The 12,874-nt window shown below is 66.1% G+C and carries 12 protein-coding genes; 3 read left to right on the forward strand and 9 right to left on the reverse strand.

The features are described 5' to 3' along the window. Positions 1-22: 22 nt before the first annotated feature. From ACOQOP_RS10220 to ACOQOP_RS10235, 4 genes are read right to left on the reverse strand one after another with little or no spacing between them, the layout of a single operon-like run. Complete coding sequence (locus ACOQOP_RS10220; RefSeq protein ID WP_420566230.1) at positions 23-1,153, reverse strand: ABC transporter ATP-binding protein; 1,131 nt, start codon at positions 1,151-1,153, stop codon at positions 23-25. Next, positions 1,150-1,980, reverse strand: coding sequence for an ABC transporter permease (locus tag ACOQOP_RS10225; protein WP_420566231.1), 831 nt, complete (start codon positions 1,978-1,980; stop codon positions 1,150-1,152). The genes ACOQOP_RS10220 and ACOQOP_RS10225 overlap by 4 nt, the downstream gene beginning before the upstream one ends. 2 nt (positions 1,981-1,982) lie before the next feature. Continuing rightward, the gene (locus ACOQOP_RS10230) at positions 1,983-2,894 is read right to left on the reverse strand and encodes an ABC transporter permease (RefSeq protein WP_420566232.1); all 912 of its coding nucleotides are present in this window, start codon (positions 2,892-2,894) and stop codon (positions 1,983-1,985) included. A gap of 31 nt (positions 2,895-2,925) precedes the next feature. Then, positions 2,926-4,014, reverse strand: a complete 1,089-nt coding sequence (locus tag ACOQOP_RS10235) for an ABC transporter substrate-binding protein (RefSeq protein WP_420566233.1) — start codon at positions 4,012-4,014, stop codon at positions 2,926-2,928. A gap of 200 nt (positions 4,015-4,214) precedes the next feature. On the opposite strand from ACOQOP_RS10235, the gene ACOQOP_RS10240 reads away from it, so the two are divergent. Together ACOQOP_RS10240 and ACOQOP_RS10245 are read left to right on the forward strand one after the other, a co-directional pair. Beyond that, entirely contained in the window at positions 4,215-6,368 is a 2,154-nt protein-coding gene (locus ACOQOP_RS10240) for a response regulator (protein WP_420566234.1), read from the forward strand. A 5-nt stretch (positions 6,369-6,373) separates the two neighbouring features. After that, the gene (locus ACOQOP_RS10245; protein ID WP_420566235.1) at positions 6,374-6,859 is read left to right on the forward strand and encodes a response regulator; all 486 of its coding nucleotides are present in this window, start codon (positions 6,374-6,376) and stop codon (positions 6,857-6,859) included. A gap of 18 nt (positions 6,860-6,877) precedes the next feature. On the opposite strand, the gene ACOQOP_RS10250 is transcribed toward ACOQOP_RS10245, so the two are convergent. Then, positions 6,878-7,279 carry a hypothetical protein gene (locus ACOQOP_RS10250; protein ID WP_420566236.1) on the reverse strand — a complete coding sequence of 134 codons (402 nt, stop codon included), beginning with the start codon at positions 7,277-7,279 and terminating at the stop codon, positions 6,878-6,880. A gap of 119 nt (positions 7,280-7,398) precedes the next feature. Beyond that, positions 7,399-8,781 (reverse strand): aspartate aminotransferase family protein, encoded by a 1,383-nt coding sequence (locus tag ACOQOP_RS10255; RefSeq protein ID WP_420566237.1) that lies wholly within the window; start codon positions 8,779-8,781, stop codon positions 7,399-7,401. Between the two features lie 157 nt (positions 8,782-8,938). Between ACOQOP_RS10255 and ACOQOP_RS10260 the strand changes: the two genes are divergently transcribed. Then, positions 8,939-9,133, forward strand: coding sequence for a hypothetical protein (locus ACOQOP_RS10260; protein WP_420566238.1), 195 nt, complete (start codon positions 8,939-8,941; stop codon positions 9,131-9,133). Between the two features lie 72 nt (positions 9,134-9,205). Here ACOQOP_RS10260 and ACOQOP_RS10265 read toward each other — a convergent pair whose 3' ends face one another. The 3 genes from ACOQOP_RS10265 to ACOQOP_RS10275 form a co-directional block, all read right to left on the reverse strand. Further along, entirely contained in the window at positions 9,206-10,549 is a 1,344-nt protein-coding gene (locus ACOQOP_RS10265; protein WP_420566239.1) for a glutamine synthetase family protein, read from the reverse strand. A 68-nt stretch (positions 10,550-10,617) separates the two neighbouring features. Then, entirely contained in the window at positions 10,618-11,775 is a 1,158-nt protein-coding gene (locus tag ACOQOP_RS10270) for a hypothetical protein (protein ID WP_420566240.1), read from the reverse strand. 171 nt (positions 11,776-11,946) lie between these two features. After that, on the reverse strand, positions 11,947-12,822 hold the full coding sequence (locus ACOQOP_RS10275) for an MBL fold metallo-hydrolase (RefSeq protein WP_420566241.1): 876 nt from the start codon (positions 12,820-12,822) through the stop codon (positions 11,947-11,949). Positions 12,823-12,874 lie beyond the last annotated feature (52 nt).

Here is a 12,874-nt window from a genome sequence, read left to right on the forward strand (position 1 = left end):
TCTTCGATCGTATTGGGTATGCTCACCTTTCCAGAACCACTCCGCAGGTTGCCGTCCAGGAAAGATATACAGGATCTTCCCAGGTAAAGGCGCGTCGCGTGACCCGGTCCAGGTTGGCGCTCGACACCTTCATCAGCGGCAGGTCCGGGGAAATCCGGACATGATAGACTGATGTTTCGCCTAGATAGGTGACTTCTTCGACCATTCCAGACACGGTATTAGCGTCCGTCTCGCCGGTCGGTTCCTTGGTGATGTCGATCTTCTCCGGACGCAGCGCCACCCAGGCGGTGCTGCCGACCGGCGGCGGGCTCTTGTGCTCCATCTCGATCGGCGTGGCCACGCCCGGGCAGGCGAGCCGGACTCGGCCGTCCGACGCCCCTTCCACCCGGCCTTCGATCATGTTCACCGACCCGATGAAGTCGGCGACGAACCGGCTGGACGGAAATTCGTACAGCTCCGCCGGCGGGGCGATCTGCTGCACCGCCCCCTGGTCCATCACCGCGATCCGGCTCGCCATGGACAGGGCTTCCGACTGGTCGTGGGTGACGATGATGAAGGTGATGCCGACGGTCTCCTGCAGGTTCACCATCTCCAGCCGCATGGCCTCGCGCAGCTTGGCGTCCAGCGCCGAGAGCGGCTCGTCGAGCAGCAGCACCTTCGGGCGCTTCACCAGGGCCCGGGCCAGGGCGACGCGCTGGCGCTGGCCTCCGGAGAGCTGGTCCGGGCGGCGCTTGGCGAAGCCGTCGAGCTTGACCAGCGACAGCGCCTCCTCGGCCCGGTGCCGGATCTCGTCGCGCGGCACGCCGTCGATCCGCAGGCCGTAGCCGACATTGTCCAGCACCGACATGTGCGGGAAGACGGCATAGGACTGGAACACCATGTTCACCGGCCGCTTGTTGGCCGGGACCAGGGACATGTCCTGCCCGTCGATCTTGATCGTGCCCTCGCTCGGCAGCTCCAGGCCGGCCAGCATGCGCAGGAGCGTGGTCTTGCCGCAGCCGGACGGACCGAGCAGCGCAAAGAACTCGCCCCGGCCGATCGTCAGGTTGACGTCTTCCACTGCGGAGAACGATCCGAAACGCTTGCTGAGGCCGGAGATCTCGATGATCGGCGCGTCGTTGCCGGCCAGGGGTGCGGCTGCGCTGATGCTCATGACTTCTCCTTCTCCTGGCGGAACTGCATCCACAGGGCAATGCTGGTCAGCACAACGGTCAGCACGATCAGAACGGTCGAGGCGGCGTTCACCTCCGGCGTCACCGAGAACCGGACCATGGAGTAGACCTTGACCGGGAAGGTCACCGTATCCGGGCCGGAGGTGAAGAAGGTGATGACGAAATCGTCCAGGGACAGCGTGAAGGCCAGCAGCGCGCCCGCCACCAGGCCGGGGCGCATGAAGGGCACCATCACGTCCCAGAACACCCGCCACTCGCTCGCCCCCAGATCCTGGGCCGCCTCCGCCAGCTCCTGGTTGAAGCCGGCCAGCCGGGCGCGCACCACGACGGCGACGAAGGGGAAGCTGAAGGAGACATGGGCGATGATGATGGCCGACAGCGACAGCGGCCAGGGCAGCCCGCTCGGCCAGCCGACCTTGGCGAAGAAGGCCAGCATCGCCACACCCATGCAGATCTCCGGGATCACGATCGGCAGGGCCATCGCCCCCTCATAGGCGCCCTTGAAGGGGAAGCGGAAGCGCCACAGCAGCAGGGCGGTCAGCGCCCCGAGCACCGTGGAGATCGCGGTGGAGAGCAGCGCGATGGTCAGCGAGTTGACGAAGGCCTCGATGAGTTCGGAATTGCCGAGCGCCTGCTCGTAGTATTTCAGCGTGAAGCCGCGCCAGACGATGTTGCGCCGGCTGTCGTTGAAGCTGAACGCCACCAGGGTGACGATCGGCGCGTAGAGGAAGATGAAGGTCGCCAGCAGGGTGAGGCGCATCCAGGTGCGCCGGGTATATTCGAGCGGGCCGACGGGGGTGCGGGCCATCGTCAGATCCCTCCCCGGCCGCGCGACACCACCGCCCGCAGGGCCAGGGCGGCGAAGGTCAGATACATCAGCAGGAACGACAGGGCCGCACCGAAGGGCCAGTCATTGGCGCTCTTGAACTGGCGCTCGATCACGTTGGCGATCATCTGGCTGTCGGTACCGCCGAGCAGGTCGGGCGTCAGGAAGGATCCGAGCGCCGGAATGAAGACCAGGATCGCGCCGGAGATGATGCCGGGCATGGACAGCGGCACCACCACCGTCAGGAAGGCCCGCCACTGGGACGCGCCGAGGTCGAGGGCCGCCTCGATCAGCGAGCGGTCCAGTTTCTCCAGCGCGGCATAGAGCGGCAGCACCATGAAGGGCAGGTGCACATAGACCAGCCCGATGATAACGGCGGTGTTGTTGTACAGCAGTTCCAGCGGCTCGAACCGCTCTCCCAGGAGCTGGTAGGAGCCGAGGCCGAGCAGCGACAGCAGGGTGTTCGACTGCTCCCAGAACCATTCCAGGGTGAAGTTGGCGAAGCCTCGCACCCGCAGCACCGCGATCAGGGCGTAGGTGCGGATCAGCAGGTTGGTCCAGAACGGCAGGATCACCAGCAGCAACAGGATCGGCCGCCAGCGCGGAGGGGCGAAGACGATGGCCAGCGCCACCGGAAAGCCGACGATCAGCGACACCACCGTGGTGATGCCGGCGAAGACCACGGATTTGCCGAAGACCTCCAGATAGAGCGGGTCGAGGGCTCGGGCGTAGTTGTCGAGGGTGCCCGTCACCTCCATGTCGACCAGGCCGCGCAGCTCCGCGAAGCTGTACAGCCAGACGATGGCCAGCGGGATCAGGAAGAACAGGACGAGCCAGAAGGTCGGCCCGAGGCCGATCAGCCAGAATGCGGATCGGCCCCGCCGCCAGTTCTCCACCGCGTCCCCCCGCGACCGTGGTCGCGCGACCTCAGGCCGCGCCGATCTTGGTCCAGAGACGATCCACGAGCTGGGTGTAGTCGGTGCCCTGGTAGATCGCGGTCTCCGAATTCCGGATGACCTCGTCGGTCGGGAAGATCGCCGGATTGTTCTTGTACTCGTCCGACATCAGCTCCTTGGCCGCCTTGTTCGGGGTGGCGTACTGGATGAAGTCGGCAATCGCCGCGCCCGCCTTGGCGTCGAGCAGGTAGTTGATGAAGGCGTGGGCGTTCTCCGGATGCGGCGCGCCGGTCGGGATGCACAGCGTGTCCTCCCAGAGCAGCCCGCCCTCCTTCGGCACGACATAGGAGATGTCGTCGTCCTCGGCCATCACCTGCAGGATGTCGCCATTCCACTCCATGGTCAGGTCGACCTCGCCGGACAGCAGCAGGTCCTGGCCGTTATCCTCGGCGAAGACCTTGATGTTCGGCTTCTGCTTGATGAGCATCTCGGCGACCCGCTCGAGCACCGCCGGATCGTTCTCGTTCAGCGGATAGCCGAGATACTTGCAGCCGACCTGCAGCACCGTGCTCGGCGCCGCCAGCAGGGCGATCTTCCCGGCGTACTCGTCACTGTCGTAGAGCACCTTCCAGCTGTCCGGCACGCCGTTCACACGGCTCTTGCGGTAGCCGATGCCGATGGAGCCCCACATGTACGGCAGCGAATAGGTGCGGCCCGGGTCGAACGCCGGGTTCATGAACGCCGGGTCGACGTTCTTGATGTTCGGGATCTTGGAATGATCGAGCTTGACCAGCATGTCGGCGGAGATCATGCGCTCGACATAGTCGTTGGTCGGCACGATCACGTCGTAGCCCGGGTTGCCGGCCTTCAGCTTGGCGAACAGTTCGTCGTTGTCGGCGAACAGGTCCATGGTGACGTCGATGCCGCTCGCGTCCTTGAAATCGCCGAGCGTCGTTTCGCCGATATAAGTGTCCCAGTTGTAGAAGTTGAGGACCTTTTCCTCAGCGGCGAAAGCCTTGCCGGAGAAGGTCAGCCCGGCCGCCACAGCGCCGGTTCCCGCGAGAAACGAGCGTCGGGAGACACCGGACGGGATCTGCCGGGAAAGGTTGCGCTTGGTCATCAAAGCCCCCTTGGCTGAAACGGCACCTTTTGCGGTGCACAACATTAGATCGGATTCAACGGTGCCCGCCGGGGAGTGTCAATGCCGCTCAACACGATAAGCTGCGATTGCGTGCAGTCGGACTATCTCGATTTTCGGTTTCTTTTTCGCCAATCGCAGCGATAGTCGAGGCGGGCACGGGGTGAGCCAGGGTCGTTTGAATGGATATCCTTCTTCCGCTGATCAACAACATCGGGCTCCTGGCCCTGGCGGCACTGGTCTATTCCGCGACCCCCGGCCTGAATGATGGGATCAGCCCGCTCGCCCGGTCGCTGATTCTCGGCCTGGCGCTGGGTGCCGCCTCCGCACTGGTGATGCTGATCCCGATCCAGATCGCCCCCGGCATCATTTACGACACTCGGGCCGGACCGTTGCTGATGTCCGGCATCCTGGGCGGGCCGGTGACCGCGCTCGTGGCGGTGCTTCCGCCGATGCTGATGCGCGCCTGGATCGGCGGGATCGGCGCCACCACCGGGATGCTGTCGCTGCCGATCTTCGCCCTGTGCAGCGTCGCCGCCTGGTACGTCATGAAGCGCCGGACCTTCCGGCACCCGTTCCTCTGGCTGATCGGGTACGCCGCCCTGGGCTCCGCCATGTCCCTGCCGGTGGTGCTTCTGCTGCCCGATCGGGCGCTCGCGATCACGATCCTGACCACATACAGCCCGGTGGTGATCGCGGCCGGCGTCTCCGGCGCCACCATCCTCGGCCTTCTGATCGCGGTGGAGGCCAAGCGCCGCAGGATGGTCGCGTCGCTGAAGACGAGCGAGGCCGCCGCCCGCGAGGCGCTGGAGGTCCGCAACCGGTTCATCGCGATGATGAGCCACGAGGTCCGCACCCCTCTCAACGCTATCCTCGGCTACGCCCAACTCCTGCGCAGCGACGGGTCGGCGGAGAACCGCACCGAACAGCTCGACCGGCTCAGCGTCGCCGCCCGGTCCCTGTTGCGCATGATCGACGACATTCTCCATGCCTCGAAGATCCAGAGCGAGCCCGAGCAGGCGGTCAACGAACCCTGGGCGCTGCCAAAGCTCGTGCGCGACGCGATCGCCGACTTCCGGACAGAAGCCGCCCTCAAGGGGATCGAGCTGCGGATCGACCCCGACGGCATTCCCAACGAGATCGTCATGGTGGACGGGCCGCGGCTCAGCCGGTGTCTGGTCAACATCCTGTCCAACGCCGTCAAGTTCACCGAGAGCGGGTATGTTACGATCGGTGCCTCGATCAGCACCGAAGGGTCCGGCCAGGTGCTGCGCCTCACCGTCAGGGATACCGGAACCGGTATGGACTCCGATCAGCTCTCCCGCATCTTCGAACCGTTCGAGCGGATCGGTGTCTCGTCCGTCTCGGGCAGCGGCCTCGGCATGGCGATCGTGCAGGCCGGGGTGGAGGCGATGGCGGGGACGGTCGATGTCGCCTCCGAACCCGGCGCCGGCACGACCGTAACCCTGGCGATCCCGACCCGGACCCATGGCCCGGCCGCTGCGCCGGCACAGTCCGCGGGGGCGGAGGTCGCGTATGTCCCGGCCAAGGCGGCGCCGCGGATCCTGGTGGTCGACGACATCGAGATCAATACGGACATCGCCCGCGCCCTGCTGGAACGGATCGGCTGCGAGACGGCGGCGGCGACCAATGGCGCGGATGCGGTCGAGGCGGTGCGGGGTGGGACCTTCGATGCGGTTCTCATGGATATCGAGATGCCGGTGATGGACGGGCTGGAGGCGACACGGACCCTGCGCGGCCCCGAGACGGCCGAGCCCGCCCGGTCGGTGCCGATCATCGCGCTGACCGCCTATGTGTCGCGCGACGACATGAGCGCCTGCCTGGAAGCGGGCATGAACGGCTACCTGGCCAAGCCGGTCGACAAGGATGCGCTGTACGACGCCCTCACCCGCGTGGGCGTGCTGCAGGCCCAGGCGGTGCAGACCGCGGAGAGCGCCCCGGCGGCCATCGCTCCGACCGGTGCCGCAGAGCCCGTCTTCAGCCGGGAACGCTATGAGGCGCTGGCCAAGCTGGTGCCGGCCGACACGCTGGCCATGGTGCTGCAACAGGCTGCAACGGAGATCGCCGCCCTGGGCCAGAAGGTCGCCGCCCCGTCGGCCGGACAGGAGGACAAGCGTCAGGCCCTTCACAAACTCGTCTCGATCGCCGGCAATATCGGCCTGCTCCAGCTCAGCAGCCTCAGCCGCCGCTATCAGGAAACGATCCGCGAGGGCGCGCCCTTCGTGGAGGCGCATGCCGAGGAGGTGGCCACGGCCATCGGGCATGCCCAGGCAAAGATCGCCGAGCTTCAGTCGAACAATCCCGTCCCCACCTGATCCGCATGCCCATCGAACGACAGATTCTGCTGCTGGAAGACGACCTGATCCAGACGATGCTGTTCCGCGCCGCGGTCGACGGCGTTCTGGGGACCGTGACGAACTTCACCGATGCGTCTGACGCCCTGGCGATCATGCAGCGGTCGCGGGTCGATCTGTGCGTGGTCGATCTCGGGATCTTCACCCAGCCCGGCGTCTTCCACGAGGAAGGCGGCAACCGCTTCATTTCCCAGGTCCGCGCCAAGATCAGCCGGACCACGCCGATCATCGTCGCCACCAGCGGCCGCAAGCCTGAGAGCCTGATCGCGAGCTTCCGCGCCGGCGCGGACGACTACGTGCTCAAGGACGAAGGCCTGACCAAGGTGATGGACCGGATCAAGATCTGGATCAGCGAATTGCCGATCAGCCGCGAGCAGCTCGACACAAAACGGGTCAGGATCCTGACGTTCCTGGAGAACGCCCGGAAGAACAAGCTCGACCTGCCCGAGTGAAGACCCGCCGGGATGCGCTCAGACCGCAAGGTTGACGAATGAGCCGCGCCCCGCGGTCTCGCCGGTGACGGCCGCGATCTGGGCCGCAGCCACTGCCTTCAGGGCATCGCCCTCTCCCAGCCCGCCCTCGGCCACGGCACCCGCCGGGTCGGCCCCATTGGGTTCGGTCCGGGCCCGGACCTCGTCGGTGAAGGCGCGTCGCGCCTCGGCGCGAACCTCCTCGCGCTGGGCTTCGGCCAGGGCCTTGCGCACCTCGTCGAGATTCGCTGTCGCCTGTCCGGCCACATCGATCAGAACCGCACCGGAGCGCAATCCGCTTCCCAGCGCCATGGCACCGCGTGCGCCGAAGGGCAGCCCCGCGGCCAGCGACCGAGCCGACGCCCCGACCGGGGCAAGCGACTCGAATGACGATTGAATCATGGCTGATTTACTCCCTCTCCCATCACCATAGTGATGGTTAAGAAAAGATTAATCAAGCCAGTTTTAACTGCATTCTATTCAACTTTTCATCGCTGCAATTCAGATACCGGCGCCGGAACTCAGATATCGGCGTACGTCTTGTCCAGGCAGAGCTTCAGGGTGTCCACTAGCCGGTCGATCTCGGGCCGGGTGATGACCAGCGGCGGCGAGCAGACCATCGCGTCGCGCACCGCGCGCATCACCAGGTTGTTGGAGAAGCAGTGGTCGCGGCAGATCGTGCCGACCCGGCCGATCGGATCGAAGAAGACCGGGCCGTCCTTGTCCTTCACCAGCTCCAGCGCGCCGATCATGCCGACGCCCCGGACCTCCCCGACCAGCGGGTGGTCGGACAGCGAGCGCAGGGCGTCCTGCAGATACGGGCCGATATCGCTGCGGGCGCGCTCGACCAGGCCCTCCTCCTCGATGATCCGCAGGTTCTCCAGCGCCACCGCGCAGGCCACCGGATGGCCAGAATAGGTGAACCCGTGGAAGAACTCGCCGCCCTCCTCGATCAGGGTCTGCGCCACCCGGTCGCCCACCATCACGGCCGAGATCGGCGCGTAACCCGAGGACAGGCCCTTGGCCAGGGTCATCATGTCGGGTTTCAGATCGAAGGTCTGGCTGGCGAACCAGTTGCCGGTACGTCCGAAGCCGGTGATGACTTCGTCGACGATGAACAGGATGTCGTGGTTGCGGCAGATCCGCTGGATCTCCGGGAAGTAGCTCGCCGGCGGGACGATCACGCCGCCGGCCCCCTGGATCGGCTCGGCGATGAACGCGGCGATGGTGTCGGCCCCCAGCTCCTGGATGCGGTCCTCCAGCGCCTGGGCCGCCGCGATGCCGAATTCCTCCTCGGTCATGTTGCCGCCGTCGCGCACGAAATAGGGCGGGCGGATGTGGGAGAAGCCGGGCAGCGGCATGTCGACCTGCTTGTGCATCGCCGTCATGCCGCCGAGGCTCGTCGCGATCATGGTCGAGCCGTGATAGGCGAACTCCCGGCTGATCAGGGTCTTCTTGTTCGGCTTGCCGCGGAGCTGCCAGAAGTGCCGCACCATGCGCACGATCGTGTCGTTCGCCTCGGAGCCGGAATTGGCGAAGAAGGCGTAGTTCAGCCCGTCCGGGGTCAGTTCGGCCAGCTTGGCGGCCAGTTCGGTCGCCGGCACGTTCGTCGTCTTGAAGAAGGTGTTGTAGTACGGCAGCTCCATCATCTGCCGGGACGCGGCATCCGCCAGCGCCTTGCGGCCGTAGCCGACATTCACGCACCACAGGCCTGCCATGCCGTCCAGGATCTCGTTGCCCTTGGAATCCCAGAGCCGGCAGCCCTCGGCCTTGACGATCACCCGCGTGCCCTCGGCGTTCAGCGCCTTGGTGTCGGTGAAGGGGTGCCAGTGATGGGCGGCGTCGAGGCCGCGGATATGGTCGGTGTCTATGGCCGAAGCGGCGGCAGGGGCGGCGGAGGTCATCTTGTGCATTCCGGCATGGAGAACGATCCCGCGACTATACCCAGGCCCGACGGAAAACGGCAGCATTCTGAAAAGAAAATGAGGCGCTTAACGCTTTGTTCACGTTCCCCCGCCAGGATGCGGTCACGGGCATGACGTGGGGCGTAGGGATCAGCCGATGACTGAAGAGTTCGAGTACGAGCAGATGGACGCGACCAACGCACGGGCGATCGAGGCCCTCCAGGCTTTGACCGTGGATACCGGCCTGACCCAGATGTATGGCGAGGCGCTGGAGCTGGTTCGCGAGATCGCGGCCGAGACCGCCCGCATGGTCGCCGAGATCGAAGCCGAGCACGCGCTCGACGCAGCCTGATCCGGAAGATTCTCAAGGGGCGTGGCCGATTTAGAATGAACCGGCCACGCCCTTTTTCTTTTTCCGAAAGCCCTAGACGTTGAGCAGAAGATACTGCCGCTCCCAGGCGCTGATGACCTGGAGATAGGCCTTGGATTCCTGCTCCTTCACCTGGGTCAGCACGTTGATGAAGCGCTGGCCGAGGATGTCGCGCAGCGGCTTGGAGCGGTTCAGCCGCAGCAGCGCGTCCTCCAGATGACGCGGCAGGTTGGCCGCCAGGTTGTAGGCGCTACCCTCCACCGGTTTCGACGGCTCCAGTTCCTCCACCAGCCCCAGATACCCGCAGGCGAGCGACGCCGCGAAGGCCAGGTACGGATTCGCGTCTGCCCCCGGCACCCGGTTCTCCACCCGCCGGCTCTCCGGCCGTGATTCGGGCACCCGGAAGCCGGTTGTGCGGTTGTCGACCCCCCAGTGCACGTTCACCGGCGCATCGGAATCCGGCACCAGGCGGCGGTAGGAGTTCACATAAGGCGCGAACAGGGCCATCGACGGCGGCACGTATTTCTGCAGCCCACCGATGAAGTTCAGGAAGAAGTCCGAGTTCTTGCCGTCCTTGCCGGCGAACAGGTTCTGCCCCGTCTCGCTGTCCACCACCGAGATGTGCATGTGCATCGAGCTGCCCGGCTCGTACTGCATCGGCTTGGCCATGAAGGTGGCGTAGATCTTGTGGTCCAGCGCCGCCTGACGGACGGTGCGCTTGAACAGGAAGGTCTGGTCGGCGAGCGCCATGGCCTCGCCGTGGTTGAAGTTGATCTCCATCTGCGCCGCCCCGCTCTCGTGGATCAGCGTGTCGACGTCGATCTCCTGCGCCTCGCAGTAGTCGTAGATGTCCTCGAACAGCGGGTCGAACTCGTTCACCGCGTCGATGCCATAGGCCTGGCGGGCGGTCTCCGGACGCCCGGAGCGGCCGACCGGCGGCTCCAGCGGGTAGTCCGGATCCTCGTTCACCTTGACCAGGAAGAATTCCAGCTCGGGCGCGACGATCGGGGTCCAGCCCTTCTCGGCATACAGGTCCAGCACCCGGCGCAGCACGGCGCGGGCGGCGATGTCCACCGGGGTGCCGTCGAAGTAATGGGCATCGTGGATCACCTGGGCGGTCGGCTCGGCATACCAGGGCACCATGCGGATGGTCTCGGCGACCGGCCGCAGGAAGACGTCGCTGGCCCGGGGGTCGAGGTCGATCTCGTCGATATACTCGCCGGTCACGGTCTGGCCGAAGATCGACTCCGGTAGGCGCAGCCCCTGGTCACGGGTGGCGCGCAGGAATTTCTGGGCCGGCAGGATCTTGCCGCGGGCGATGCCCGACAGGTCGGAGACAAGACACTCCACCTCCGTGATCCGGCGCTCGCGGATCCAGGCTTCGAGATCGACTGTCATGGGGAGCCTCGCGGATTGGACTTTCCAGTGAATACAACACTGTCCAATCGGCGGCAACGGCGGCCCGACTAACCGGCCGCCGGCTGGTCGATGCGGCAGACCACCCGCCACACCACCGGCAGCAGAGCGGTGGACACCGCGAAGATCACGAACTCGGCCTCCAGCCCGGCGCCGATCGCCCAGCCATGCAGCGGCGGGCCGGACGCCGCGCCCAGCAGCAGCGTGCCGGCGATCCAGCGGCCGGTGATCTTCGGCCCGGTCGCGGCGATACTGCCCTGCATCTGCGCCGACAGCGAGTTGAAGGCGATCTGGAACACGATCAGGAAGCCAAACAGGTACTGGATCTCGGCCGATTTCGACATGCCGTAGCCGCCGATCCCGACCAGCAGGCCCAGCACCGTCATCCGCAGCACTGAGGAGCCGGGCTTCGCGATCCGCGACGCCGTGACCAGCCAGAGACCGGAGCCGATCTTGCACGCGGCGAAGGCCCAGGCGGCAGACGACAGGTCCATCCCCCGTTCGACCGCCGAGAACAGAACATAGGCGACGAGCCCGGTCTGGCCGACGAACAGGACATAGGCGGCGACCAGCCCGGCGGCCATCTTCGCCGTGAAACCGTCGCCGGTTGCCGCGTCCGTTGGGCCTTCCACCGGCGGGATCGGCGCGTAGAGTAAGTTACCGACCGCCAGGACGGCGGCGATGGCGACGCCGAACCAGATCAGATAGGTGCCGTAGGAACCGGCCGCGCCGGTGATCTGGATCAGCCCGGTCGCGACACCGGCCAGCACCAGCACAACGCCGAGCCTGAGGGTGAAGGCGAGCGAGGGCGTCGCGAAATGGGCGGCGGACACCGTCCCGAGGAACAAGAGTACGCCGCAGCAAAGCCCGACGATGAACCAGCCCCCCAACAGCATGAGGAAGCCGTCCGCCCCCGACAGCACCAGCCCGGCCAGCAGGGCGAGCGAGACCGCCAGCGCCCAAAGCCGGGAGATGGCGGAGACCTTGAGCAGCGGCAGGCCGATGGAGGAGACCAACTGCCCGATCAACATGGCCGAGGCGATCAGGCCGGCCGTCTCCGGAGAAGCTGAGGTGCCGGCCACCACGGCGGCGATCGTCACCGGCAGCAGATGGGTCGGCTGCGAGCCCGCGGCGGAGATCAGGCTGGCGCCGACGAGATGCCGCGGCCGGCCGGCCGGCGCGATCCCGTCAGCGGCCGCCGAGGTCATGGCCGGCTCCCACCGCGAAAGACAAACACGAAGGACCGTCAGATCGACCCGGACTCCCGACAACTCTCATGGCGCGCCCTCCCCCGCACTTCGCTAACGCCATGATGGTACCGCCCTGCCCACGGCTGAAATGCGAGTTTCCTCACACATACTCACCGAAGAGGGCGGCTTTCAGGTGCCCCGGAACTTGAAGTCGAAGGCGTCGCCGTGCCGCACGAAATGCCCGATCGAGGGGGAACGGAAATGCGCCGTGCAGATCAGCGTGTCGGTCTCGCAGTATTTGTCCATGGTCACCGTTCGGGTCGCCTGTGCCATGTCCCGGTCGAAGTCCGGGGCCGCCACCAGGTCCGGATGCCGGCACTGCAGCGGCGAGTGGATCATGTCGCCGATCAGGAGGGCGTCGGAGCCATTGGAATGCAGGTGGACCGCGAAATGGTCCGGCGTGTGCCCCGGTGTCGGCTCCAGATGCAGGCAGTCATCGAAGGCATGGTCGCTGGCGACTTCCACCACCTGCCCGGCCTCCACCACCGGCAGCACGCTGTCCACCATATAGGGCACAGGGTTCTCGGCATTGCGCGCGGTCCAGTGCGCCAGCTCCTTGGCCGAGAACACGTATTTCGCATTGGGAAAGGTCGGGACCCAGCGGCCGTCGAGGAGTTTGGTGTTCCAGCCCACATGGTCCGGGTGGAGGTGGGTGCACATCACATAGTCGATGTCCTCCACGCTCAGCCCCGCCTTGGCCAGGGCGTCCATGTAGGTGGTGTCGGTCTTCTGGTGCCAGTTCGGGCGGGTCGGCCGGTCCTTGTGGTTACCGACGCAGGTATCCACCAGGATCGTGTGCCTGCCCGTGCGGATCACGTAGGACTGCATCGGGAAGATGAACAGACCGGTCGCGGGATCGAGGCTCAACGGCTCGAGCCAGGACCGGTTCGCCTCCAGGATCTCCGGCGTCAGGGTCGGCAGGAAGGTGAAGGGATCGAAGCCCGGCAGTTCCTGCTCGAGGATCCGGTCGACCCGGAGGTCGCCGACGGCGAAGCTGAGCGTCATGGGGGTCCTCCCGCATCGGTTGGTGGGCGGAAGTGTCGGCCCGCCGAGCCGG

Source organism: Thalassobaculum sp. (assembly GCF_965223715.1).
Lineage (GTDB): Bacteria > Pseudomonadota > Alphaproteobacteria > Thalassobaculales > Thalassobaculaceae > Thalassobaculum.

Excerpts from the sequence above, each read along its gene's own strand:
- ACOQOP_RS10240 (WP_420566234.1), top strand. The coding sequence starts at position 4,215 with ATGGATATCCTTCTTCCGCTGATCAACAACATCGGGCTCCTGGCCCTG.
- ACOQOP_RS10250 (WP_420566236.1), bottom strand. The coding sequence starts at position 7,279 with ATGATTCAATCGTCATTCGAGTCGCTTGCCCCGGTCGGGGCGTCGGCT.
- ACOQOP_RS10255 (WP_420566237.1), bottom strand. The coding sequence starts at position 8,781 with ATGACCTCCGCCGCCCCTGCCGCCGCTTCGGCCATAGACACCGACCAT.
- ACOQOP_RS10220 (WP_420566230.1), bottom strand. The coding sequence starts at position 1,153 with ATGAGCATCAGCGCAGCCGCACCCCTGGCCGGCAACGACGCGCCGATC.
- ACOQOP_RS10260 (WP_420566238.1), top strand. The coding sequence starts at position 8,939 with ATGACTGAAGAGTTCGAGTACGAGCAGATGGACGCGACCAACGCACGG.
- ACOQOP_RS10275 (WP_420566241.1), bottom strand. The coding sequence starts at position 12,822 with ATGACGCTCAGCTTCGCCGTCGGCGACCTCCGGGTCGACCGGATCCTC.
- ACOQOP_RS10265 (WP_420566239.1), bottom strand. The coding sequence starts at position 10,549 with ATGACAGTCGATCTCGAAGCCTGGATCCGCGAGCGCCGGATCACGGAG.
- ACOQOP_RS10225 (WP_420566231.1), bottom strand. The coding sequence starts at position 1,980 with ATGGCCCGCACCCCCGTCGGCCCGCTCGAATATACCCGGCGCACCTGG.
- ACOQOP_RS10270 (WP_420566240.1), bottom strand. The coding sequence starts at position 11,775 with ATGACCTCGGCGGCCGCTGACGGGATCGCGCCGGCCGGCCGGCCGCGG.
- ACOQOP_RS10245 (WP_420566235.1), top strand. The coding sequence starts at position 6,374 with ATGCCCATCGAACGACAGATTCTGCTGCTGGAAGACGACCTGATCCAG.
- ACOQOP_RS10235 (WP_420566233.1), bottom strand. The coding sequence starts at position 4,014 with ATGACCAAGCGCAACCTTTCCCGGCAGATCCCGTCCGGTGTCTCCCGA.